Annotated in this window: 22 protein-coding genes; 15 read left to right on the top strand and 7 right to left on the bottom strand. The window is 33.7% G+C overall.

The window, feature by feature from the left end; translation table 11 throughout:
* Nucleotide 1: 1 nt before the first annotated feature.
* A complete protein-coding gene (locus JJQ98_RS01855; RefSeq protein WP_210670771.1) occupies nt 2-748 on the top strand; it encodes an SDR family oxidoreductase in 747 nt (248 codons plus the stop codon).
* On the opposite strand, the gene rsfS is transcribed toward JJQ98_RS01855, so the two are convergent.
* A complete protein-coding gene (gene rsfS, locus JJQ98_RS01850) occupies nt 745-1095 on the bottom strand; it encodes a ribosome silencing factor (RefSeq protein ID WP_005020767.1) in 351 nt (116 codons plus the stop codon). The genes JJQ98_RS01855 and rsfS overlap by 4 nt on opposite strands.
* Nucleotides 1047-1649 (bottom strand): nicotinate (nicotinamide) nucleotide adenylyltransferase, encoded by a 603-nt coding sequence (gene nadD, locus JJQ98_RS01845; RefSeq protein ID WP_151104669.1) that lies wholly within the window; start codon nt 1647-1649, stop codon nt 1047-1049. Before nadD ends, rsfS begins: the two co-directional genes overlap by 49 nt.
* A gap of 52 nt (nt 1650-1701) precedes the next feature.
* Between nadD and JJQ98_RS01840 the strand changes: the two genes are divergently transcribed.
* From JJQ98_RS01840 to ychF, 9 genes are all read left to right on the top strand, one after another.
* Nucleotides 1702-2430: a prepilin peptidase gene (locus JJQ98_RS01840; protein WP_151104668.1), complete on the top strand. Its 729-nt coding sequence runs from the start codon at nt 1702-1704 to the stop codon at nt 2428-2430.
* A gap of 73 nt (nt 2431-2503) precedes the next feature.
* Entirely contained in the window at nt 2504-3529 is a 1026-nt protein-coding gene (locus JJQ98_RS01835) for an LptF/LptG family permease (RefSeq protein ID WP_151104667.1), read from the top strand.
* Nucleotides 3529-4251: a tRNA pseudouridine(38-40) synthase TruA gene (gene truA, locus JJQ98_RS01830; protein WP_151104666.1), complete on the top strand. Its 723-nt coding sequence runs from the start codon at nt 3529-3531 to the stop codon at nt 4249-4251. Before JJQ98_RS01835 ends, truA begins: the two co-directional genes overlap by 1 nt.
* 77 nt (nt 4252-4328) lie before the next feature.
* Nucleotides 4329-4895, top strand: a complete 567-nt coding sequence (locus JJQ98_RS01825) for a DedA family protein (protein ID WP_054194799.1) — start codon at nt 4329-4331, stop codon at nt 4893-4895.
* A gap of 5 nt (nt 4896-4900) precedes the next feature.
* A complete protein-coding gene (gene metH, locus JJQ98_RS01820) occupies nt 4901-8341 on the top strand; it encodes a methionine synthase (protein ID WP_170252199.1) in 3441 nt (1146 codons plus the stop codon).
* A gap of 9 nt (nt 8342-8350) precedes the next feature.
* Nucleotides 8351-8707 carry a methionine-R-sulfoxide reductase gene (locus JJQ98_RS01815; protein WP_151104665.1) on the top strand — a complete coding sequence of 119 codons (357 nt, stop codon included), beginning with the start codon at nt 8351-8353 and terminating at the stop codon, nt 8705-8707.
* 87 nt (nt 8708-8794) lie between these two features.
* Nucleotides 8795-9403, top strand: a complete 609-nt coding sequence (locus JJQ98_RS01810; protein WP_005020776.1) for a DedA family protein — start codon at nt 8795-8797, stop codon at nt 9401-9403.
* Nucleotides 9384-10808 (top strand): leucyl aminopeptidase, encoded by a 1425-nt coding sequence (locus tag JJQ98_RS01805; RefSeq protein ID WP_151104664.1) that lies wholly within the window; start codon nt 9384-9386, stop codon nt 10806-10808. Before JJQ98_RS01810 ends, JJQ98_RS01805 begins: the two co-directional genes overlap by 20 nt.
* A 9-nt stretch (nt 10809-10817) precedes the next feature.
* Nucleotides 10818-11921 (top strand): redox-regulated ATPase YchF, encoded by a 1104-nt coding sequence (gene ychF, locus JJQ98_RS01800; protein WP_060662593.1) that lies wholly within the window; start codon nt 10818-10820, stop codon nt 11919-11921.
* Between the two features lie 23 nt (nt 11922-11944).
* Here ychF and JJQ98_RS01795 read toward each other — a convergent pair whose 3' ends face one another.
* Both JJQ98_RS01795 and rpsU read right to left on the bottom strand, forming a co-directional pair.
* Nucleotides 11945-12430, bottom strand: coding sequence for a hypothetical protein (locus JJQ98_RS01795; protein WP_247596649.1), 486 nt, complete (start codon nt 12428-12430; stop codon nt 11945-11947).
* 137 nt (nt 12431-12567) lie between these two features.
* Nucleotides 12568-12780, bottom strand: a complete 213-nt coding sequence (gene rpsU / locus JJQ98_RS01790) for a 30S ribosomal protein S21 (RefSeq protein ID WP_005020782.1) — start codon at nt 12778-12780, stop codon at nt 12568-12570.
* Nucleotides 12781-12920: 140 nt separating this feature from the next.
* Here rpsU and JJQ98_RS01785 point away from each other — a divergent pair, with 140 nt between their 5' ends.
* The 3 genes from JJQ98_RS01785 to JJQ98_RS01775 all read left to right on the top strand — a co-directional run bounded on the left by JJQ98_RS01785 (nt 12921) and on the right by JJQ98_RS01775 (nt 18099).
* Entirely contained in the window at nt 12921-15569 is a 2649-nt protein-coding gene (locus tag JJQ98_RS01785; RefSeq protein ID WP_151104663.1) for an autotransporter outer membrane beta-barrel domain-containing protein, read from the top strand.
* A gap of 86 nt (nt 15570-15655) precedes the next feature.
* Nucleotides 15656-17035: a cytochrome c oxidase accessory protein CcoG gene (gene ccoG / locus JJQ98_RS01780; protein WP_065826825.1), complete on the top strand. Its 1380-nt coding sequence runs from the start codon at nt 15656-15658 to the stop codon at nt 17033-17035.
* Nucleotides 17035-18099 carry an AI-2E family transporter gene (locus tag JJQ98_RS01775; protein WP_065826826.1) on the top strand — a complete coding sequence of 355 codons (1065 nt, stop codon included), beginning with the start codon at nt 17035-17037 and terminating at the stop codon, nt 18097-18099. The genes ccoG and JJQ98_RS01775 overlap by 1 nt, the downstream gene beginning before the upstream one ends.
* On the opposite strand, the gene JJQ98_RS01770 is transcribed toward JJQ98_RS01775, so the two are convergent.
* Nucleotides 18096-20738, bottom strand: a complete 2643-nt coding sequence (locus JJQ98_RS01770) for a valine--tRNA ligase (protein WP_151104662.1) — start codon at nt 20736-20738, stop codon at nt 18096-18098. The genes JJQ98_RS01775 and JJQ98_RS01770 overlap by 4 nt on opposite strands.
* Nucleotides 20739-20906: 168 nt before the next feature.
* On the opposite strand from JJQ98_RS01770, the gene fliW reads away from it, so the two are divergent.
* A complete protein-coding gene (gene fliW, locus JJQ98_RS01765) occupies nt 20907-21299 on the top strand; it encodes a flagellar assembly protein FliW (protein WP_054194807.1) in 393 nt (130 codons plus the stop codon).
* Between the two features lie 5 nt (nt 21300-21304).
* Nucleotides 21305-23335, top strand: a complete 2031-nt coding sequence (locus JJQ98_RS01760; RefSeq protein WP_060661060.1) for an ATP-dependent helicase — start codon at nt 21305-21307, stop codon at nt 23333-23335.
* Here the strand turns inward: JJQ98_RS01760 and JJQ98_RS01755 are convergent.
* Complete coding sequence (locus JJQ98_RS01755; protein WP_065826830.1) at nt 23332-24705, bottom strand: methyl-accepting chemotaxis protein; 1374 nt, start codon at nt 24703-24705, stop codon at nt 23332-23334. The two genes, JJQ98_RS01760 and JJQ98_RS01755, sit on opposite strands and share 4 nt — an antisense overlap.
* Nucleotides 24702-25229 (bottom strand): PAS domain-containing protein, encoded by a 528-nt coding sequence (locus tag JJQ98_RS01750; protein ID WP_151104661.1) that lies wholly within the window; start codon nt 25227-25229, stop codon nt 24702-24704. The genes JJQ98_RS01755 and JJQ98_RS01750 overlap by 4 nt, the downstream gene beginning before the upstream one ends.
* Between the last annotated feature and the right edge of the window lie 163 nt (nt 25230-25392).

Below are 25392 nucleotides of genomic sequence, written 5' to 3'. Positions count from 1 at the left end.
AATTATGGTAGTATTGGTAACAGGTGCTTCAGCTGGATTTGGTAGAGAAATTGCAAGAATATTTGCAAAAAATGGACATAAGATCATTGCGTTGGCAAGACGCAAAGAGAGATTAGAGGAATTGCAAAAGGAAATTGGAGAATGTGTAATTTTGCCTTGTGATATTTGCGATAAAGCAAAGGTAAAAGCCCATTTGGAATCCTTGCCACAAGATTATAGGGAAATTGATGTATTGGTGAATAATGCGGGATTGGCATTGGGGATGGCGGGGGCTAGTGAATGTGATTTTGCAGATTGGGAGCAAATGATAGAAGTTAATATCAAGGCATTAGCCTATATTACCCATTTGGTTTTACCGCAAATGGTAAAGAGAAAGAGTGGGCATATTATTACTTTGGGTTCAATTGCTGGGAGATGGCCATATCCGGGCGGTAATGTTTATGGGGCAAGCAAAGCGTTTGTAAGGCAGTTTGCACTTAATCTAAGAGCGGATTTAGCTGGAACAAATGTGAGGGTAAGTGATATTGAACCGGGTCTTTCTAGTGATAGTGAATTTTCTTTGGTTCGCTTTAAGGGAGATAAGGAAAAAGTTGATGAGCTTTATAAAAATTCAAATGCACTCAAGCCACAAGATATTGCAGAAGCGGTGTATTGGGTGGCAACTTTGCCTAAGCATGTAAATGTTAATACTTTGGAGATGATGCCAACTACTCAGAGTTTTGCGGCGTTAAATGTTTATAAAGGCTAAGATTCTAGCCTTTGTTGCATTGCTATTTTTGATAGAAATTCTTCAAGATTGAATTTTTTGCGTTGATTTTCTGTGAAGATATGCACAATAATATCCCCTAAATCCGCGACAATCCAATCTGGATTCTCATCATCAATATTGAAAAAACTCTCCCCTTTTTGTTTGAGCTCTTTTTTTAGTGTATCTAATAATGCAAGTGCATGTTTATCAACAAAAGCAGTAGCAATCATCACATAATCTACAAAATAATCTGTATCTTTGAGGTCAAAGATTTCGATATTTTCGCCTTTTTTGTCCTCTAGGAGTTGTTGGATAAAATGGATAATCTCTTGTCTATTGTTTTGCAATTTGTTTCCTTTAAAATATCATTGAGAATCATTTTTGGTATAAATTCTAATGCCTTGCTGTCTTGCTTGTCTAGCATTTCTTTGATTTGCGTAGAGCTAATGGGTATTTTTTCTACTGGTAAGGCTTGGTATTTAGAATCTATTTTGTAATGCGCTCTTGGAATTATAACAAATTCCACTTGATTTTTTAAGTTTTTGTATTGATGCCATTTTGTGAGATTTTTGAGATTGTCTGCCCCTAATATAAGATAGATTTTTTGGGGCTTGTAGGTGTGTTGGATAAATTTTATAGTTTCTATGGTTGGGGTGGGTTTGTTTTGATTGATTTCAAAATCTAAGATTTCAATAGGTAAAGGCATATCTTGGGTTAGAATCTTTAGCCATTCTAAGCGTTTTTGTGGGGAAAAAAGAGAATGTGTTTTAAAAGGATTTAAAAAAGCTGGAACTACAAAGAGTCTTTCTATGGTCAAAAATCTAAATACACTTTGGATAATTTCTAAATGCCCTAAATGTGGCGGGTCAAAAGAGCCTCCAAAAACCGCAATATTTTGCATTAAAAACCTTAAAAATTAATGGTAGAATTATAGCATATTTTAAGGTGGTGAAATGGAATTTGTATTTGTGGTGCTTTTTGGGATAGCTTTAGGTTCTTTTGGAAATGTATTGATTTTTAGGATTCCCAAAAATATTAGCATTGTTATACCTTCTTCTTTTTGTCCTAAATGCAAAAAGTTTTTGCAATGGAGAGATAAAATACCGATATTTTCTTATGTATTTTTGAGGGGTAAAAGTCGCTGTTGTGGGAATTGGATTCCATTTTGGTATTGCTTGAGTGAAATTTTGGGCGGAATTTTTGCATTTTTTAGTTTTTATTGCTATGGAATATTTGGGATAGTTTGCTTTTTGTTGCTTTTGAATTTTTATGTTTTAAGTGTGATAGATTGGCAGTTTTTTGAGATTCCAGATAGTTTGAATTTTTTGAATTTGGCATTTGCTGTGGTTTTTGGGGGATTGTTTGGAGAGGCAAAGTGGTTATTGGATTCTTGGGTTGAATCATTTGTGCGTGCTTTTTTGTTTATGGGGATAGCGAGTTTTTTGCGTCTTTTTGTGGGGAGTATTTTCAAAAAAGAGGTATTGGGTGAAGGGGATATAATTGTATTTGGAGCGTTGGGGGCGAGTTTGGGAATATTTGGTGGTAGTTTAGCGACTTTGTTTGCTAGCGGCTATGCACTAGTTTTTATGCTTTTTGCTAGAAAATCTTTAGTACCTTTTGTGCCTTTTTTGTTTATTGGGTTTTTGAGTGTTATAGGGCTTATGAGTTTGAAGTTTTTGTGATTTTTGTAAAAATTTAGTGCATTTTGTGTAGAATATAAAATTATTTTTTTGAGAATTTAAATAGGATATTTTTTTGAGAATTAAAAATTATTTATTCCATAGTTTTTCGCAGATATTTTTTCCAACTTTTTTGGTGTTATTTTTTATTGCTTCAGTGGTGATTTTTATACGCATTGCAGGTGTAACTTTTGTCGTGCAAATTAGCTTTTTAGAGTTGCTTTCTTTGTATTTTTATACTTTGCCTTTGATGTTGTTTTTTGTGATACCATTGAGTTTTTTTGTGGCTTGTGCGCTTTCATTATCAAGGCTTTCTTTTGATTATGAATTGCCTGTTTTATTTGCTTTGGGAATGAGTCCTAATAAAATTATAAAGATATTTTTCCCCATTGCTTTATTAGCAAGCATTTCTCTTTTTATCTTGTCGCTTATTTTGACGCCATTAAGCGATTTGGCATATCGGCAGTTTTTAGAAGAGCGAAAAAATAGCATTAATATTAATTTGCAAGCTGGAGAATTTGGGCAGAAACTGGGAAATTGGCTTGTATATGTAAAAGAAAATCACGAAGATATGAGTTATAAAGATATTGTTTTGCTTTCCTTTGGAAAAGAAGGTGGGCTAATTTTTGCTAAAGATGCCAAAATTATCAATAAAGATGGCGTTATGGAGGCGATTTTGGATAATGGAAAAATTTATCGTCCCGATGAAAATGCAATTGAAAAAATAGCTTTTAAAACCTTGATTTTGCGTAATAGCATTACAGATATTAGTGGAGAAAATTTGGGTGTTTTTGAATATTGGAATAGGGCATTCTATGAAAATGATAGACAAAGGAAAACTTTAAGGGATTTGAGTATGTATGTGCTAATGTCTTTGTTTCCTTTTGTGAGTTTGTATTTTTTCCCGCTTTTGGGCGTTAAGAATCCTAGATACCAAAGAAATCATACGATTTTGCAATCAATGCTAATAATTGGAGTGTTTTATGCTCTAACTTATTTGGTTGCTAATTATTTGCCACTTATTGGAATGGTGTTATTGCCTATTGTTTGGGGATTAGTGGGGTATTTTGGTTATCAGCGATTTGTGAGAAGGTATTATTGATGATGAAAGTGGCAATGAAAATTGCCTATAATGGTGCAAATTTTTGCGGATTCCAAAAGCAAAAGGATAGACAATCTGTAAGTGGGTTTTTGGAAGAGGTTTTTGGGAGTGTTGGGATTTTTGAAAAGATTATTGGCAGTGGGAGGACAGATAAGGGAGTTCATGCTAGTGCTCAGGTGATTTCTTTGAAGATTCCAGATTTTCACAAGGATTTACAAAAATTACAAGAAATTTTAAATTTGAAATTATATCCTCTTGTTAAAATTAAAAAGATTTGGCAGGTAGATGATGATTTTCATGCACGATTTAATGCAAAAAGAAGAGGGTATTGCTATGTGATTTCTCAAGAATATTCACCATTTATTGCCCCTTTTGCACATTATTATTGTTTTCAAAATGTAGGGATAATCAAGGAAGCTTTGAAGGAATTTGAGGGGTTGCATAATTTTAAGGCTTTTATGAAAAATGATGGCAGTGGCACTAAAGGAAGTGTGAGGGAAATTTATAAGGCTCGATTGTTAAAAAGGGGAAAATTTTATATTTTTTTATTTTGGGGAAATGGATTCTTGCGTTCTCAAATTCGATTAATGGTTGGATATTTGCTAGAGATTGATAAGGGGAATTTGCAAATATCAGATTTGAAAAAGCAGCTTTTGGGAGAAAGAATCTTTTCTATCCCAGCACCGCCTAATGGATTGTTTTTGAGTAGTGTAAAATATTGATTTTGAAATAAAATAGTTAGGATTATTTGATATAATGGCAATTTAAAATAAGAGTTATTTTCATAAAGGGCTTAAAAATGCAAGAAACAATTGATTTGATTGTGAAATATGGTTATATTATTTTATTTTTATATTCTCTAGGAGGAGGATTTGTAGCGCTTGTTGGAGCAAGTGTTTTAAGCTATGCTGGAAAAATGGATTTGACAATAAGTATTTTTGTGGCAGTTTTTGCAAATTTTTTGGGAGATATGGCACTTTTTTATTTGGCACGTTATCAAAAACAAGGAATGATGCCATATCTTTCAAAGCATCGTAGGAAATTGGCTTATATTCATTTGCTAATGAAGCGTTATGGGTCAATTATTTTGGTGCTTAAAAAATATGTTTATGGTTTAAAAACGCTCGTGCCTTTTGCTGTGGCATTAACAAGTTATAGTTTTGTAAAATTTAGCTTTTATAATGCTTTAGGGGCTGTGCTGTGGGGAGTGAGTATTGGACTTTTGGGGTATTTTTTGGGAGAAATTATCATCAAAGGTATAGATTTATTGGGTGAATATCCTTATTTGGCACCTATATTTATAATAATACTTTTTGGTGGGCTTTGGTTTTGGTTGAATAGGGTGAGTAAAAAACAAAGAAAGTAGGAAAAATGAAGAAAAAATTGCAAGAATTAATCCAAAAACAAGTTTTAATCCTCGATGGAGCAATGGGGACAGAAATACAAAAAAAGGAAAATATAAAATGGGGCAGAAATGCCAAAGGAGAAAGCCTAGCAGGCTGCACAGAAGCATTGAATCTTTATAGTCCGCAGATTATTGATGAGATTTATACAAGCTATCTTCAAGCAGGGGCTAATATTATTACAAGTAATACCTTTGGGGCTATGGAATGGGTTTTGGCAGAATATGAGATGCAAGAGCATTCAAAAGAAATTGCTAAACTTGGGGTGCAATTAGCAAAAGAGGCGATGTTAAAACACAAGCCTTTAGAGAATCAAAAAGATGCTTTGTTTGTGGCTGGGTCTTTGGGTCCGGGGACAAAATTGCCTAGTCTTGGGCATATTGATTATGATACGATGTTTTTGGGGTATTGTAAGGTTGTGAGTGGCTTTAAAGAGGCAAATGTAGATTTGATTTTGCTAGAAACCGCTCAAGATCCCTTGCAGATAAAAGCTGCCTTGCACGCCATTAGAGAGATTGACAAAGAGATTCCTATTATGGTTTCAGCAACTATCGAAACAAATGGCTCAATGCTAATTGGGACAGATATTGCTACATTATTTTATATTTTAGAGCCATTTGATATTTTTTCTTTGGGGATTAATTGTGGATTGGGTCCGGATTTGGCAAAGAAATATTTATTGGAATTAAGTCAAGTTAGTAAATTTCCTATTTCTATTCACGCAAATGCAGGGTTGCCGCAAAACAAAGGTGGAGTCACTTACTATCCGATGGAAGCAGAGGAATTTAGTGAGATTGAAAGTGAGTTTTTGAAGATTCCGGGTGTAGCATTACTTGGGGGATGTTGTGGGACAACACCTAAACACATTCAAAAGCTTGTAGAAAAAACCAAAGATAAAATTCCATCTCTTCCAAAAGGAGAATACAAGCCTAGTATTGCTTCTTTGTTTGGAGCATATGAGCTTAAGCAAAATCCCGCACCACTTCTAATAGGAGAGCGTTCTAATGCAACAGGTTCTAAAGCTTTTAGAGAATTATTGTTGAATGAAAATTATGAAGGAGCTTTGGGAGTTGGGAGTGATCAGGTCAAAAAGGGCGCACATGTGCTTGATGTAAGCGTGGCTTTTGCTGGGCGAGATGAAAGTAAAGATATGCAAGAGTTGATTTCTTTGTATGCTACAAAGATTCCATTGCCGCTTATGCCTGATTCTACACAAGTAACAGCTTTAGAAATTGCATTAAAGCTAATTGGTGGGAGATGTATTATTAATTCTGCAAACTTAGAAGATGGGATTGAAAAATTTGATAAAGTAGCAGGATTGGCTAAAAAGTTTGGTTGTGTTTTGGTGTGTTTAACAATCGATGAAAAAGGAATGTGCAAAACAAAAGAAAGAAAAGTGGAGTGTGCAAAAAGAATGATGCAAAGAGCCATAGAAGTGCATCATTTGAGGGAGGAAGATATTATTTTTGATCCACTTACCTTTACTATTGGTAGCGGAGATGAAGAATATTTTACTGCTGGAATGGAGACTTTGGGGGCTATTGAAGAGATTATGAAAATCTATCCCAAAGCTGGAAGCACTTTGGGGCTTTCTAATATTTCTTTTGGACTTAGCAAAGAGGGTAGAATCTGCTTAAATTCGGTGTTTTTGTATCATGCAATCCAAAAGGGTTTAACTTCTGCAATTGTAAATGTCGCACATATTATTCCTTATGCTAGGTTAGAGCGTGAAGATATTCAAGTGTGTGAAGATTTGATTTTTAATACACAAAAGACTTCGCAACCTTTGTATGATTTTATTAGTTATTTTGAAAAAAAGTCTGGGTTGGATTTGGATTCTAAAGAAGATGAAAGCCATTTAAGCACACAAGAGAGGATTTCAAAATATCTTATTGAGGGGGATTTAAATGCAATGCAAAAGATTCTCCCAGTAGCAAAAGATGAAATTAATCCTGAAGTGATTGTTAATGAGATTTTAATTGATGCAATGAAGGTTGTTGGAGAGCGATTTGGTGCTGGAGAAATGCAGCTTCCTTTTGTTTTGCAAAGTGCAGAGGTAATGAAAAAAAGTGTCGATTATCTCAATGAGTTTTTGCCTAAAAAAACTAATTCTCATAAAACTACCATTGTAATTGGGACGGTGAAAGGTGATGTGCATGATGTAGGGAAGAATCTTGTGGATATTATCCTAAGCAACAATGGCTTTAATGTGATTAATATCGGTATTAAAGCGGAGTTGGAGAAGTTTTTAGAGGTTCTTAAAAAGGAAAAAGTAGATTGCATTGGTATGAGCGGATTGCTTGTAAAATCAACTTTGGTAATGAAGGAAAATTTAGAAGAATTAAAAAGGCTTGGGATTAAAATCCCTATTATGCTTGGTGGAGCGGCACTCAATCGAAATTTTGTGGATGAGTATTGCCGTCCAAATTATGATGGGGTGATTTTTTATTGCAAAGACGCTTTTGATAGTGTTGCGGCAATGCAGATTATTCAAAGCGGTGATTTTAGTGACATTACTTTGCCTTCACAAAAAAATAAAAACGAAGATTCTAAGCTAGAACAAAGAGTGGCTAAAAAACTTGAAAAACAATTAGAGGTAAAAGAAATTTTTAAACCAATAAAATGTGAATTAGAGTTTAGTTATGAGGTTTATAAGCCTCCATTTTTTGGTAGAAAAGTTTTGCAATTATCTCATCAAGAGATTCTTGAAGTTTTTGATTATTTGGATAAAGATTTATTGTTTAAGCATCGTTGGGGTTATAGCAAACTCAAAAAAGATGAATATTTAAAACTCAAAGAAAATGAATTAGAGCCGATGTTAGAATCGTTGAAAAAAGAATTTATAGAACAAAATATTTTTGCTCCAGTAGTGCTTTATGGATATTATCATACACGCACTAAGATTCCAGAAGATAAAACACAGGGGCTTATTTTGGAAGTGAGTGAGAATTGCGATTTTAAAAATGTGGAATCTTTTTTATTTCCTAGAAGCTCTAAGAAGCCTTATTTGTGTTTGGGGGATTATTTTAATAAAGAGCAAGATATTTGTGCTTTGCACTTGGTTTCTAGTGGGTTAAATCTTGCACCTTTTGAAGAAAAATTATACCAAGAAAGTCAATACCATAAATATTATTTGGTGCATGCATTAGGAGTTGAGTTGGCAGAAGCATTGGCGGACTTTGTGCATCAAAGAGTGAGAAGGGAATTAGGGCTTGGAGAAAAAGAGGGGCAAAGATACTCTTTTGGCTATCCAGCTTGTCCAGATTTAGCTTTGAATGAGGGATTGTTTAATCTTTTGAAGCCACAAGAGTTTGGGATTACTTTGAGTGAGACTTATCAGATGAGTCCAGAAGCAACAACTTCGGCTTTGATAGTGCCACACAAAGAAGCAAAATATTTTGCGCTTTAGGATTGATTGATGTTTAGGAAATTAAGTAGCGAGGAAGAATGGGTAATTTTGCATAAAGGAACAGAAGCACCTTTTAGCGGAGAATATGAAAATTTTTTTGAAAAAGGCGTTTATTTGTGCAAGCAATGCGGGAGTATTTTGTATGATTCTAAAGATAAATTCCATTCAGGTTGTGGTTGGCCTAGTTTTGATGATTGTATTAAAGGGGCTGTGATGGAGCAGCTTGATAGCGATGGAAGTCGGATAGAGATTGTTTGTGCGAAATGTGGAGGGCATTTGGGGCATATTTTTAGGGGAGAAGGATTTACAAAGAAAAATGTAAGGCATTGTGTGAATTCTATTTCTTTGGTTTTTCAAAAAGATTAGAATGTTGAGAATTAATATTGATAAGAGGGTTTGTTAAGCAAAAATTAGATAGAATCTAAGCTATATTTTTGGATTTAAAGATTGGACATGGAAGAGTTATTTATTCAATGGCTTCAAGAATATGGTTATATTATTTTATTTCTTTGGAGTATATTAGAAGGTGAATTGGGGCTTATAATGGCAGGGATTATGTGCCATACAGGGCATATGGTGATTCCTATTGCAATTTTGGTTGCAGGATTAGGTGGATTTGTAGGGGATCAGATTTATTTTTATATTGGGCGTTATAACAAACAATTTATTTACAAAAAGCTTAAGACGCAACGAAGAAAATTTGCCTTTGCACATTTGCTTTTGCAAAAATATGGTTGGCCTATTATTTTTGTGCAGCGTTATTTGTATGGAATGCGAACTATCATTCCTATGAGTATAGGTGTGACGCGTTATAGTGCAAAAACTTTTGCCTTTATTAATTTAATTAGTGCAATGGTGTGGGCTGCTATTACTATTTTGCTTGCTTATTTCTTTGGGGAAGAGCTTTTGGCATTGGTGCATTTTGGCAAAGAACATTATTATGTTGCCATTCCTTTTGTTGTGATTCTTGGTGGCGGGATTTATTATTATTTGCACAAGATGACACAAAAAGTTGAGAAAAAAATTATAGGAGAATCTAAAAATGAAAATATTAGCAAGTGAAAAACAAGCAGATGTTAAAATCATACTCTTAAGAGACAAAAAACTCCCTACAAATCTTAGTAAGACAGAAAAAGAAGCGTTAAAGATTCATAATTTTGAGGGCGAAGGGTGCTGTTTTTTGAGTGAAAGTAAAACTTGTTTTGTGGGATTGGAAAAATACAATTATGAGTTTCCAAACGCATTGAGTGATGCTTTGGCAAATGCGATACAAAGCCTCAAAAAACTCAAAATTAAAAGCATTTCGATTGAAATAGAGAAAAAAGAAGAAATACAAAAAGTGTGTTTGGGGATTTTGCTTGGAATGTATAGCTATGATGCGTTTAAAAGCGTAAAAAGCAAGACAAATTTGAGCGAAGTTTATCTTGTTTCAAAAAAAATAGATAAGACTACTTTGCAAAATGGGATTTTAGAATCCACAATACTTGCACAAAGTATCAATAATGTAAGAGATTTAGTCAATACTCCGCCCCAGCAAGCTACTCCAAAATATGTGGCAGATTATGCAAAAGAGTTGGCAAAAAAAAGTGGTTTTGAGTGTAAAGTTTATGATAAAAAGTTTTTAGAAAAGGATAAAATGGGTGCATTTTTGGCTGTGGCAAGAGCTAGTGTTAATGAGCCTTATTTGGTGCATTTAAGCTATAAACCAAAAATTGCTAGAGGAGAAAAATTACTCAAATTTGTTTTTGTGGGCAAAGGCTTGACTTATGATAGTGGGGGTTTGAGCTTGAAACCCGGAGATTATATGACAACCATGAAAGCAGATAAAAGTGGTGCATGTGCTGTAATTGGAATTTTGGAGACTATAGCAAAACTTGGAATTAAAGCAGAGGTGCATGGAATCTTGGGCTTGGCAGAAAATATGATAGGCGGTAATGCATATAAGCCAGATGATATTTTAATTGCAAGAAACCAAAAAAGTATTGAAGTGCGAAATACAGATGCAGAGGGGCGATTGGTGTTGGCAGATTGTTTGAGTTTTGCTAGTGATTTGAAGCCGGATTTTCTTGTGGATTTGGCAACTCTAACAGGTGCTTGTGTCGTGGCATTGGGAGATTATACAACTGGTATAATGGGTTATAATAAGAAGTTAAAAGAGGATTTTGCGGCGGCTGCATGGAATGTGGGAGAGCTTACGGGAATTTTACCCTTTAATCCTTATTTGGGGAAACTTTTTAAATCTGAAGTTGCTGATTTGTGCAATATTCCTTCAAGTCGTTATGGAAGTGCAATTACTGCGGGTATGTTTTTGGGAGAATTTGTCGAAGAATCTCTTAAGGATAAGTGGTTGCATTTGGATATTGCAGGTCCTGCGTATGTAGAAAAAAGCTGGGGTGTGAATCCTTTTGGCGGAAGTGGGGCAGGTGTTAGAGCTTGTGTGGAATTTATCAAAAATAAAATCAAATAAAGGAAAAATATGGGATTATCAATAGGGATTGTAGGCTTACCAAATGTTGGAAAATCTACTACTTTTAATGCATTGACAAAAACACAAAACGCACAAGCGGCTAATTATCCTTTTTGCACTATTGAGCCAAATAAGGCTGTTGTGCCTGTGCCAGATACAAGGTTGCAAGAATTAGCAAAGATTGTCAATCCAGAAAGAATCCAAAATTCAGTGGTAGAATTTGTGGATATTGCAGGATTGGTAAAGGGTGCAAGTAAGGGCGAGGGACTTGGGAATCAGTTTTTGGCAAATATTAGAGAAACTGAAGTGATTTTGCATATTGTGCGATGTTTTGAGGATTCTAATATTACGCATGTAGAAGGGAGTATCGATCCTTTGCGTGATGTGGAGATTATTGAGACAGAACTTTTGATTGCAGATATGCAAACACTTCAAAAACGCGTTGAAAAACTCACAAGAATGGCAAAAAGCGGGACGGATAAAGAAGCAAAGAAAACTTTAGAGGTAGCACAAGAGCTTTTGGATCATATTGAAAATGGGAATCCTGTGAGGACTTTTGGAAATAAAGATGAGGTTTTTTTGGGTTTGGATAAAGAATTGAGATTCCTCACTAATAAAGAAATCATTTATGGTGCAAATGTCGATGAAGTAGGATTGAATGCAGATAATTCATTTGTGGAACAATTAAGAGAATATGCTAAGAAAAATGGTGCAGAGGTGATTAAGCTTTGTTCAAAAATAGAAGAGGAATTGGTTGGATTAAGTCAAGAAGAGCAAGAGGAATTTTTGCAAGAATTAGGTGTAAAAGAAAGCGGTCTTAATGCGGTGATTCGTTTGGGATTTTCTAAACTTGGTTTGATTAGCTATTTTACAGCAGGAGTAAAAGAAGTGAGGGCTTGGACGATTCATCGTGGAGACAAAGCACCTGTGGCTGCTGGTGTGATTCATAAGGATTTTGAAAAAGGCTTTATCCGTGCGGAGGTAATCTCTTATGAGGATTTTATTAAATATGGCGGAGAGGCAAAAGCAAAAGAGGCTGGCGCTATGCGAGTAGAGGGCAAAGATTATATTGTGGTAGATGGAGATGTAATGCATTTTAGGTTTAATGTGTAAAAGAATGTGGTGTTTGGAGGAGACTAGAATCCTCCAAAGTATCTTACTGCACCAATTTTTTTATCTACATTAGCGAGTAAATTGCGATTTTCTTCACTAAGTGTTGGAGTTTGCAAAATATTTTGAGTAGTTTGTGTATCTAGTGTGGGATTAAGTTTCATTAAAATGTCATAACCCATTTTCTCTTCTTTGTTTAAAATGCCATTTTCATACATTGCATTTCCAAGATTCTTCAAATCTCCCGAGAAAATTGAAGCAAAATTTTGCATTTTGGATAAATCACTGCTGATTTCTACAGAATCTTGAATTTGACTTGGTGAGTAGAGGCTATTTTCTTGACTAAAAAGACTGGAAACCAAATCAGTGCTAGAGGTTTCTTGAGTGCCAAAAATAGAATCGCTTTTGGACGAAGAATAGCCTGTAATGTTATTTTCATTGTTGTTATTTTTGTTGTAGGATTGGCTAAGTAAGCCCCACATGGAAGTATTTTTGTCTGCGATATTCATCATTTTTCCTTAATTTAATTTTATAGAGATGAAGCAAATTTCATTCCAAAAACAATAAACGATGAAAAATTTAAGTGAAGCAATTAAAATAGAGAATATATAGAGGGTTTGTAGATTTGGGAGAAAAACTCCCAAAGTTTTTAGAGCCTTGATTCGTAGCGTCTAAGCATATATAAGCGCTTTAGCATTTTTTTGCGAGCGCTAATTTTTTGCTTTTTACGCTTTTCGGTCATTGGTTCGAAGAATCTTCTTGCTCTGCTTTCAGTAACAACCAAATTTCTATCGGCTTGTTTTTTGAATTTTCTGTAAGCATCATCAAAAGATTCGTTTTCTCTCACTTTGATACCGGGCATCTAATCACCACCTTTTTTAAAAATTTAAAGTTTGGATTATAGCAAAAAATATTATAAATGTAAAATTTTAGATTATGTTATTTTAAAATTGGTGTATAATGTAGCTTGATTAAAAAATTATAGAAAAGTGAGGGGTAGAGATGAGAAGGGTTATAGGCGGAGTGATGCTGTTTCACTATCTATGGGCTCAAAATTTGGTAATGGATAATGAAAATCAAGGTTTTAGCGAACAAAATAATCCTACTGGAAATTATCAAAAATGGTTTGCTCCAGTAGAACAAAATGGACAAACTTATAGGCGAAATCAAATTACCATTAGAACGGATTTTGATGGGTTGGCTTTGGGAGGTTATTCTGAGTATTATTGGGTAAATGTGGAAGATAATAGGGTATTGGTGGAAGGTGAGGTTTCAAATGCTGTTGGAGGGTATTCTAAAAATGGCTCTGTTATTGCTAATTTGGTGAAAATAGAGGGGGTTTCTAATAATGCAATTGGAGGATATACAGACAGCAAAGCAAGTGCCTATGATAATGGGGTGGATATTTATGGGAAGGTTTTTAGGGCTGTCTCAGGTTATAGCAAAAATGGTTTAGCGAGGGCTAATAGCATTTATATTGCTAATGGAGGAGAAGCCACTGAAGTTTATGGTGGGGTTGGAATGTCTGCTGATGAAAATGAAATTTATATTGAAAATGGGGCAAAGATTTTGGAGAATAGTTATGTGGGATATGGGGTAAGAGGAGATTCTTTGAATAATCTTGGAATCTTTTATGGAGATGTAGAGGGAGATATATATTCTGGATATACCAAACAAGGCGATGTCTCATATAATATTGTAGAGGTTTATGGAAATGCCAAAAATGTCTATGGAGGGAAATCAGAAGAAGGTAGGGCAAGTGAAAATAGCGTTTTGATTGAAGGGGTTATAACAGGAGAAGTCAAAGGCGGTGAAAGCACTTTGGGTGCTAATAGTAATTTTATTAATATCCACAAAAATGCCAAAGTAGAAGGCGATATTTATGGGGGGCATAGTACGACAGAAAATGCAGATAGAAATTTTGTAACTATTCAAGAAGGGGCAGAGATTAATTCTAATAATATTTATGGGGGTTATGGAGAGAGATTAGCCATAGGGAATCAAATTAATCTTAAAGGGGTTGTTTTGGGGGGTGTGCAACATAATATTGTGGGCGGATATGCAAAAAGTGGTGCTAACAATAATGATATTACTTTGGAAAATATAAATGGAAATTTATCTGTAATTGGGGGAGAATCAGAGAGCGGGCATTCAAATTATAATCTTGTAATGATTAAAGATTCGCAGGGTATAGAGGAGGCTATTGGCGGTAAGGGAAATGAGAGTTTGCATAATACAGTGGTGCTTTATGGAAATACAGGGGCAAACAATGTTTATGGTGGCTATGGAGCTAATGCAAAATATAATTTAGTGATGTTAGAAGATGAAGCGGTAATTAATGGAAGTGTATATGGGGGATTTGATGGAAGTGGTGGGATAGATGAGGGAAATTCTATTTTTGTGAGTGGAAACATACAAGTAAAAGAAAGATTGGCTGGATTTGATACCTTATATCTCCATGCAAAAGAGCAGAATCTCAACAAACATATTCTAATTATTGGAGAGTATGAACAAAATAATGTGGGAGATTCTTTGGATTTAAAGGGGAAAAAGCTAGTGATTTCTGCACAAAATGTAAAGGTGGGAGATGATATAAAGCTTATTTGGGCTTCTAGTGGAATTGAAGTTGATGAAAATACGCAGATTAGAGGTAATGAAACTTTTGTTTTTGATACTTGGACTCCCCAAAAAGAAGAAATATTTTCACATGAATTAAAACTAGAAGATCTTCCGCATACTAGGCAAATATCGCCAGAGTCAAAGAGCTTAACTCAAGCATTTGCTGGAAGTTTGGCTTTTATAAGAGAATCTCAAGAAAGAATGAGTGATGGAGTTAATTATTATAAAGAGAAAGCAAAAGAAGGTGAAACTCAAGTGTTTTTAAATGTGGGTGGTGGTTATTCTCATTATAATAATTTAGATATCAAAATGCACGGATTCCATATGCAGCTTAATGCTCTGAAGAATTATCAAAATACTTTTTGGGCGAATCTTTTCTTTGAAAATGGTTATGGGCAGTCCAAAACTGATTTGGCTAATATTGTGGGCAAAGTAGGGCATAGCTATGTAGGTGGAGGATTGGCTTTTTTGTATGATTTTGAAAGTGGATTTTATTCTAAAGCAGTTGCAAAAGGTGGAGTGATCAAAACAGATTTTGATTATTTTTATAATCAAACAGAAGATAAGGTGGATTTCAAAAGCTCTGTCCCTTATGGTTCTTTGTCTTTGGGTGGAGGTTATCTCGTCAATTTGAGTGAGAATTTTAAATTGGATATAGGTATTGGGTATCACTTTGGCTATGTAGATGGAGATGAGGTGGGGTTGAGTAATAATTCTATGGATCACCTTACTATACAAAATAATTATGCACATTCGTTTAATGTTGATTCTGTGGTTCGTTATGGAAGAGATAATTTTAATACGGCAATTGGAATCTCTTGGGAAAAATTATTAAATAATGAGATAAAAAGTGCGGTGAATGGCTATGATTTAGAATCATTATCTTTGGAAGGGGATTATCTTGCTTTATTGTTTTCAATGGGGTTTCAACCTACTTTGAAGATACCTTTGAGTATTGATTTTAAATGGAAAGGGTATGTGCTAGATAGAAAGGGCATTAGTGCTGATGTGAGTATAAATTATAAATTTTAATAACTAATATTTCATTCAAAAGTATTTTAGCTCTTTTGCCTATAAGATGTAGTATAATTTTGCAAAAATTTCGGAGTTTGTGAATTATGGAAAATAAACAAGAATTGAAAATACACCAGTATTTTAAAAGGCGATATTGGGTGTATTTTGCAGCAACACTGATTATCTTTTGTGTCCCTTTTATCAAGATTAATGGGAATCAAATCTTTCTTTTGTCTTTTGATCATAAACAATTGCATTTATTTGGGGTTGCATTTGATATGCAAGAACTATATTTAATGCCATTTTTATTGATTTTAATGTTTTTGATGATTTTCTTTTTGACGACTCTTGCGGGGCGTGTATGGTGTGGTTGGGCCTGTCCCCAAACTATTTTTAGAGTTTTATACCGCGATTTAATTGAAACAAAGATTCTAAAACTAAGAAAAAGAATTGAAAATCGTCAATTAGAGCCAGATATGTCGCTAGGAATCAATAAAATTAAAAAAGTTGTAGCTTTTGTTATTTGGGTTGTTTTGGCACTTATTGCAGCTGCAAATTTTATGTGGTATTTTGTCCCCCCAACAGACTTTTTCTCTTATATTCAAAATCCTTTAGAGCATAAATATCTTTTTATTTTTTGGCTAGGAATTACGGCATTTTTGATTGCAGATATTATTTTTATTAAAGAAAATTTCTGTATTTATATGTGTCCTTATAGCCGTGTCCAAAGTGTTTTGTATGATAATGATACAATTATGACTGTGTATGACTATAAGCGTGGAGGTGTGGTATTTGATGCTAAGGGGATTAAATTATGGAAAAAGCCAGAAACTCCAAATGCAGAATGTACAGGCTGTGAAGCGTGTGTAAAGATTTGTCCAACTCATATTGATATTCGCAAGGGAATGCAGCTAGAGTGTATTAATTGTTTGGAATGTTCTGATGCATGTACCAAGGTAATGGCTAAACTGGGTAAGCCAAGTTTAATTTCATGGACTAGCCCTCAAGCTATTGAAATGAGGGATAAAGTGCGTTATATGCGTTTTAAAACTATTGCTTATGTGGTTGCTTTGGTGGTTGTGTTTGCAGGGTTATTGTATATGAGTTCCACTAAAGAAAATATGCTATTAAATATTAATCGAAATGAGCTTTATACTATTAGGGATAACAATAGAGTTGAAAATTCCTATATTTTCCTTTTTCAAAATACTAATAATAAAGCTTATGAATTTTATTTTGAAGTGCAGGGGAATCCAGCTATTAAAATCAAACGCCCTTCTAAGCCTTTCAAAATTGAACCAAGGGAGAAATTTAAACAAGTGGTAGTTCTTTATACTGATGAGAATCTTTCTAAAGATTTGCAAAAAGATACACACATTCCATTAAAAATTAGGGCTTATGCTCTTAACTCTCAAGAAAAGATAGAAGTAGTGAGGGAAAGTGTATTTATTTATCCTCCAAGTAATGTGATAAAAGCAAAATAATGGTGTCTAATTCTAAAGGGAGTTATTTTTTCTTAGTAGCTTTTGTTTTAACGCTTCTTGCGTTACTTAAGCTATATTCTCCTTTTTTGATGAATCTATTGATTGCATTTTTGCTTTTTATTGCTACCCAAAGTATTTTTCAAATTATTCTCAAAAAAATTAAATCAGAATTTTTTTCTTCTTTGTTGATGACTTTGTTGTTGCTTTTGTTGTGCTTTATGCCTATTTTTTATGTTGCGATAAATTTAGCCTCATTTGCGACGAATGTAGATTTAAATGGGTTTCAAAATATTTTTGCTCTTATGCAACAAAAATTAATCAACTTTAGTAGGCAGTTTTTTGACTATCTGCCAAGTGCTGTGCAACAAGAAGTAGAAAGTTTGCTTTTGAGAATTAATAGTATTGATTGGGCGGAGATAGTAAAAAAGATTTTAGGATTTATTGCAAAACTCTCTGCAAATAGTATTTATTTTGTGAGTGATGCAGTTTTTATTGTCGTTTTTTTGTTTTTCTTTTATTTTTATGGAAATAAATTGGGAAAATATTTTATAGAAGTTATCCCTATTGATAAACAGCAAATCAAGTCTCTTTATGATGAAGTTAGTGCCGTGATTAGTGTCGTGTTTTATTCTTCGATTTTATCAATGGTATTACAGGGTATGTTATTTGGGATTTTGATGACGTTTTATGGGTATAATGCGATTTTATTAGGTGTGTTTTATGGTTTTGCATCGCTGATTCCTGTTGTTGGTGGAACTTTAGTTTGGCTACCTGTGGCTTGCTATGAATTGTATTTGGGAAATTTTACAAATGCTATTATTATCACTTTGTATTCGATTATCGTGATTGCTACGATTGCTGATAATGGTGTAAAGCCATTTATTATTGCATTTATTAACCGAGTTTTGATTGAAGAACCTGTAAAAATTAATGAAATGTTAATCTTTTTTGCTATTATTGCTGGGCTATCTAGTTTTGGTTTTTGGGGAATTGTGCTTGGACCTGCGATTACGGCATTGTTTATTGCTATGCTTAGAATCTATCAAAATCTCTATAAGGGCTAGCCTTTTAGAGATTTTAATTCTGCTTGGATTTTAATCAATTTTTCTTCTTGTTCAATCAATGCTTTCTTGTTGGTTTCAAGCACTTGTGCAGGTGCATTGGCTATGAATTTTTCATTTTTTAGCATCGATTGAAGCTTGATAATTTCTTTTTGTGTTTTTTCTTGTTGCTTTTCTAATCTTGAAATAATCGGCGTTAGATTGATTTCTTGTATAGGGATATAAGATTCGACCTTTTCTGTGATATCTACGATACAATGAGGGATTTTTTGGCTAGTAATTTCTATTTCTTCTGCTTTTGCTAGTTTGCTTACATATTTTACAAAAGTAGGGGCAAAGTCTTTTGAAATTGCGATATTGCTTTTGATATAGGCTTTTGGAATTTTTTGATTAGCAAGTTCAATAGTGGTTTTGGCACGACGAATAGAAATAATAGAATCTGAAATTAATTCAAAAATTTGCAAATTAGAGTTATCGCAATATTTAAAAGTTGGGTAGGGTTTAACCATGATAGAGCCACTTTCTTCTAAAGTGCTTCCATCGAGTTTATGCCACAAATATTCACTGATAAATGGCATATAAGGGTGCAATAAAAGCATAGATTCTTTGAAAATCGCTCCAAGTTCTAAAATCGAATCCTTATCTGCTTTACTAAATTCAATTCCCCAATCACAAAATTCTCCCCATAAAAAACGATAAAGTGCATTTGCACCATCATTGAAGCGGTAAGATTCTAAATGCTGATGGACTTCTTGTATGGTTTTGCTTAGAAGCTCTGCCATATATTTTCCAAGTGGAGTTTTGGGTGTTTGAATATCGGATAAATTAGGAAATTTTTGCGCATTAAGAAGCAGGAAATTTGCAGCATTATAAAGTTTATTAGTGAAATTTTTGCTAATCTCAAGTTGATTTGAAGAAAGTTTTACATCTCTTCCTTGTGCGCATAAAGTAGCAAGGGTGAATCTTAAGACATCTGCACTATATTTTTCGATTAACTCTAAAGGATCGACAACATTCCCTTTGCTTTTACTCATTTTTTGTCCATTTTCATCTCTTACAAGAGCATGGAGGTAGATGTTGGGGAAGGGAAGTTCTAAGAGGAAATGTTCTCCCATCATTAGCATTCTTGCAACCCAAAAAAACAAAATATCAAAACCTGTAATTAATAAGGAATTAGGATAAAAGTTTTGTAAATCATCTTTTTGCCAAAGTGTGCCTTCTCCCCATTTACCATTTCCATATCCGAGTGTAGAAAATGCCCACAAGGCAGAGCTAAACCAAGTATCTAAAACATCGGGATCTTGGTGGATATTTGTGCTTTGGCATTTTGGGCATTGGAGTTGTGTTTTGGCACTTGCCCATTTATTAGAACAAGAATCACAATAAAATACAGGGATTTGGTGTCCCCACCAAAGTTGTCTTGAAATGCACCAATCACGCAATTCTTTCATCCACGCATTGTAATTGTTTTTCCATTGAGGAGGGAAAAAATTGCTTTGGTTAGCATTAATTTTTTCAATAGCTTTGGCCGCGATTTCTTTTTTTAAAAACCATTGTTTGGAGATATAAGGCTCAACAACATTTCCACATCGGTAACAATGTCCCACTTGATTTTTGTAATCTTCAATTTTTTCAATAAAGCCTGTTTCTTGTAGTTTGGCGATAATTTTTTCTCTAGCTTCTAATCGCTCTAATCCTTCAAATTCTCCGGCAAATTCGTTTAGAATCCCTTTTTTGTCAAAAATTGTGATTTGCTCTAAATTGTGCCTTTTGCCTACTTCATAATCATTAGTATCGTGTGCTGGAGTAACTTTGACTGCACCTGTCCCAAATTCCATATCAACATGAGAATCTGCAATAATAGGTATAGCTTTGTTAAGCAAGGGCAAAATAACTTTTTTCCCAATAAGATGAGAATAGCGAGAATCTTCTGGATTGACCATAACAGCAGTATCTCCAAAATAAGTTTCTGGACGAGTAGTTGCTACAATAATATAGTCTTTAGAATCTTCTAAAAAATAACGCAGATAATAAAGTTTGCCATTATTTTCTTTGTATTCTACTTCAATATCCGATAGCGCTCCATCATGGGTACACCAATTTACGAGATATTTATCTTGTATAATCAAGCCTTCATTATAGAGTTTCACAAAGACTTCTTTAACCGCATTTTGCAAGCCTTCATCCATTGTAAAGCGAGTTCTACTCCATGCAGGTGAGCTACCAAGCTTTCTCATTTGCTTTAGAATCATTCCTCCACTTTGTTCTTTCCAAGCCCATACTTTTTGTATAAATGCTTCTCTTCCAATTTCTTCTTTTTTGATTCCTTGTGCTAAAAGTTGTTTTTCGACAACATTTTGTGTGGCGATTCCTGCGTGATCTAGTCCGGGTTGCCATAAAGTTTTAAAGCCTTGCATTCTTTTGTATCGGACGATAATGTCAATGAGAGTGTGATTGAGTGCATGACCTATGTGAAGACTTCCTGTAACATTTGGGGGTGGAAGCATAATGCAAAAGTTCTTGTTTGCTTTTTGAATTTTTTCATTGCCGTTAATTTCAAAATACCCAGATTCTTCCCAAAAACGATAATATTTTTCTTCAATTTCTTTTGGATTGTAAGTTGTATTAGTTTTTTCTTGCATAAAAATACCTTCATTTAGCAAAATGGAATGGTTTTTGCTGATAGCTAAAATATTAAGTTTTGAATTTTACCAAAAAATTTAAATTTTAGGGATTTGATTTTCTAAGGTTTAGAAAGAAAAATGTTTGGTAGAATTATAAAATAACTTATTTTTAAAAAGGAGTTTGTTATGAAAGGTGAAAAATTTGTTGTTAAATCTCCGATTTTAGGATTTGAAGAGGTTAATGAGGTTGAATTTGCAGAAGTGGATAATGGGGCATTAGCATTTTTATCTATGATTGGGAATGATGCAGAATTGCTTTTGATTAATCCTTATAAAGTAAGAGAATATTCTTTTGATGTGCCTGCTAATATTCAAGCATTGTTGGATATCAAAGCAGATTCAAATGTGAAAGTTTTTTGTGTGTTTGTGAGAGAAAAGCAAACAGAAATTCGCATTAATTTTTTAGCGCCGATTATTTTAAATTGTGATAATCATACTCTAGCTCAAGTGATTTTAAATGCAAAAGATTATCCGAGATTTGGCGTCGCTGAATCTATTAAAGATTATATTAAAGAATAATCTGATTGCCTCTTTCTAAGCTTAATATACAGCAAAGGGAAGCTTCTTTGGCTCCCAGTGGTTACAATCTTGTAATTGCATCAGCAGGCACTGGGAAGACTTCTACAATTGTAGGGAGAATCTCGCATTTATTAGAAAGCGGGATTACTCCAAATGAGATTTTACTGCTCACATTTACCAACAAAGCCGCTCAAGAAATGCTTGCTCGCTTGGAGTTGCGTTTTGATTCCAAAATTGTTAAACAAATTGAAGCAGGAACTTTTCATGCGGTTGCATACCGATACTTAAAATCCAAAAATTCTATTATCTTAAAGCAACCAAGAGAACTTAAAGTGCTTTTTAAAAGCCTGTATGATAGACGAGTGTTTTTGAATGTATCCCAAACTCCCCCTTATGGAGCAAATTATTTGTATGATCTCTTCTCTCTCTATCAAAATGCAACTATCAATGAGGATTTTTCTAGCTGGCTTGAAAAAAGAAATGCAGAACAAATGCAGTATGTAGAGATTTATTTGGATGTTTGGGAGGAATTTAGAAATCTTAAAAAAGAATATCACTATGCAGATTATAATGATTTGCTAATTTTTTATAAAGAGGAAATTTTAAAAGACAAACTCTTTTTTAAAGAAATTTTGGTAGATGAATACCAAGATACTAATCCGCTACAAGATTCTATTTTGCAGGCTTTAAATCCTCCTTCTATTTTTTGTGTAGGGGATTATGATCAGAGCATTTATGCTTTTAATGGTGCTGATATAAGCATTATTGGAAGTTTCAAAGAGAGATACCCTAATGGAAATATTTATAGTTTGACAAAAAATTATCGTTCAACCGAACCTATTTTAAATCTTGCCAATCGAGTGATTGAAAAGAATCCTAGAATCTATCCCAAAACTTTAGAAGTGGTTAAAACGCAAAATTTTGGAATGCCAACATTGCTTGTGTATGATGAGTTATTTTTGCAATACCAAGGCATTGCTAACAAAATTAAACTCTCTAATCGCCCCTATAAAGAAGTAGCAGTAATTTTTAGAAACAATTCTAGTGCAGATGGAATTGAAGCAAGTTTGAGAGAAATCGGGATTCCTACGCGTAGGAAAGGGGGTATAAGTTTTTTTGATTCTAAAGAAGTGGTGTATATGCTTAATCTTTGTTCATTGCTTTATAATCCCAAAGATATGATGTCTTTTATCCATGTTTTAAGCCATATTAAGGGTGTGGGGAATGCAATGGCAAAAGATATTTATGAGGCTTTGCTAGTATTGGGAGATGGGAATCCTGTAAGTGGGATTTTAAAACCAAATAAAGAAATTAAAGAGCCTTATAAAAAAAAGATTCAAAATACGCAACTTGGGCTATTTGATGATTTTTTTGCAATGGGAAATGTTGCAAGGTTTAGTTATCTTGATAGTAACTTTAGGGATAATCCTGTTTTGAGCCATTCAAAACTTACTAAAGAAGGGGCAGAGTTTTTAAATGCACTCTATGAATTTTTTAGCAGTTTTGGAGTGAGCGATAAACCTTATTATTTGATTTCAAAAGCAAGGGAATTTCCTATTTTCAAAATGGTTGCTCAAAAGTTGGCTAAAGAAAGGGCAATTACCAAAGAAGGTGGGATTAATCAAGAAAAATATCAAGAATCATTAGAGAGAATAGAGAGAAAAATTTCTTTGTTGAGAGATTTGGCTAGCCATTATCAAGATATTGGTAGATTTTTGAATGCAATGATTTTGGGTTCAAGTGAGATGAGTGAAGGTGAGGGGGTGAATTTGCTAAGTATCCATGCAAGTAAGGGGTTGGAATTTAGTGAAGTGTATATTGTGGATTTAATGGAAGGAAGATTTCCAAATAAAAAATTAATGAATCAAGGTGGAAGTTTGGAAGAAGAAAGAAGGCTTTTTTATGTAGCAGTTACAAGGGCAAAAGAAAATTTATATTTGAGCTATGCAAAAAAAGATGTGATGAAAAATATTTCTTATGAAGGTTCGATTTTTCTTTATGAAGCAGGAATGCTCCATAAAGATAGACAAGTTTAGTTATCTAAAAGTTTAATGACATTTTTAGAATCCTCTTCAATAGTGTGGAAAGTATCAATAATGGTATCCACACTTTCTTTGGTAAGAGGTTTTTTGAGCTCCACTAAAGCGTCATTTGTATTTTTCAAGAACTTATCTTTTAGAGTGTTTAGAGAGTTGATATCTAAAGAATTGATATTTTGTATTTTTTCTTTGTTGTCAAAATATTTGGAGATTGGGTTGATTTTATTAAAATCGCAAGTTTGTTGCTTGAGGTTGAAACTCAAGTATAGATTGGATTTATAAACGATATGTTCTAGCTTAGAAACGCTTAAGAGGAATTTGTTGGATAAGTTTTCAAAAACATCTTTGAGTGTATTGGTGGTTTGTTCCATATAGCTAAAGATAGAATTAAAATGCATAATGCTTGTATGTGTAGAGCTTGCGAATTCTGAAACTCTTTTGAAATTATCTTGAATGCTTGAAATTTCTTGTTGCATTGTTTGCACGACAATGGAAATATCATTGGTAGCTTTGTGCGTTTTTTCTGCAAGTTGTCTGACTTCATCTGCAACAACAGCAAAGCCTCTCCCATGCTCTCCAGCCCTAGCTGCTTCAATGCTTGCATTGAGGGCTAATAAATTGGTTTGATTAGCAATATCGCTAATTATCTCTACTACCGAATCAATATCTTTGGATTTTTGTGCAAAACTTTCAATGGTAATAGAGTTATCATTGATGATTTCTACAAGCTCATCAATGGATTGTGTAATGGAAGAAACATCTTTTTGAGAATTCTTAGCAGAATTTGTGATGCTAGTGATATTTTCATCTACGGTATTCATATTTTGAATATCTTTGTCTAAATCCAAAGAAATTTTTGTAAGATTCTCATTTTGGCTACCCAAACTCATATCCATAAGAGATTTTGCTAAAAAATTAGAAAGATTATTTTTGGCATTTTCCTCTATTTTGATTAATGCTTTATTGATGCTTTCAATATTATTGCTAAAAGCAGGATTCAATCCTTGTGGAAATGCTAAGCGGTAGTATTTGCCTTCTTGTGAGCAACGAATCGCAGTTGAAATTTCACGCATAAAAGCTTCAAGATTATCAGCAAGATTGTTGATATTATTTGCAAGAGTGCATAAATCTTCATCTCCCTGTATTTGTAGGATTCTTGCTTCAAATTTTCCTTTACTATAAAGATTAGAAATTTTAATAGATTTTTGCAAAAGTGCTTCGCGTTTGGAAAATTTTAGAAGGCTAAAGCCTAACAATAAAATAAGTGCAATAAAAGTAATTAGATTAAAAGATAGCCCATAAAGTATGGCTTCAAGAACTAAGCCTAATAGACTTATTGCTATTCCTAGCGATAATAGCTTTTTCATCGATATCCCCCTGTTTTTCCTTTGTTTTGAAGATTGATAATAAATTCATCCCAAGTAGTGTTGTTTTCTTTAAGGAGGTTTTGAACAAATTGAACCCCTTTATCGACGCCTTGTGATTTTTCAATTTCTAAAAGTTTGGCATAGATTGATTGAATGGTTTCTACACCTTCTTTGCTTGGGCGTCTTCGCACAGAATAATAACCTACCACTTTTCCATTTTCATCATAAGAGGGAGTGATATTAGCAAATACCCAGTAAGTTTTTCCTGTTTTTGAAAGATTGCACACAAAAGCAAAAAATTCATTTTTGTTGGCTAAAGTATCCCATAGTAGTTTAAAGGCAGTGCGTGGCATTTTGGAATGTCTTATGAGATTGTGAGGTTTGTTGAGAAACTCACTCTCTGTATATTCTCCATATTTAATAAAATCATTATTACCATAAGTAATTTTGCCTTTTAAATCAGTTTTGGAGGTTATTAGAGTATCATCCTTGAGGAAAACCTCTTCTCCATAGGTTGTTTTCATAATTATTTTCCTTTCAAATTGAATATTTTATAATTTTTTGGGGGTTTATATTCTATTTAAAAAGATATAAAAAATGCTTTAAAATTGCAAAAACTTTTGTTAAATATGGTAAAAGTTATCAGAATTATAAAGTCTTTGATATATAAAAACTTTGTGTATAATT

Origin of the sequence: Helicobacter pullorum NCTC 12824 (assembly GCF_017979475.1) — a bacterium.
Lineage (GTDB): Bacteria > Campylobacterota > Campylobacteria > Campylobacterales > Helicobacteraceae > Helicobacter_D > Helicobacter_D pullorum.
Note: the sequence above shows the minus strand (reverse complement) of the source record. Positions and strands in the feature narration are given on the sequence as shown.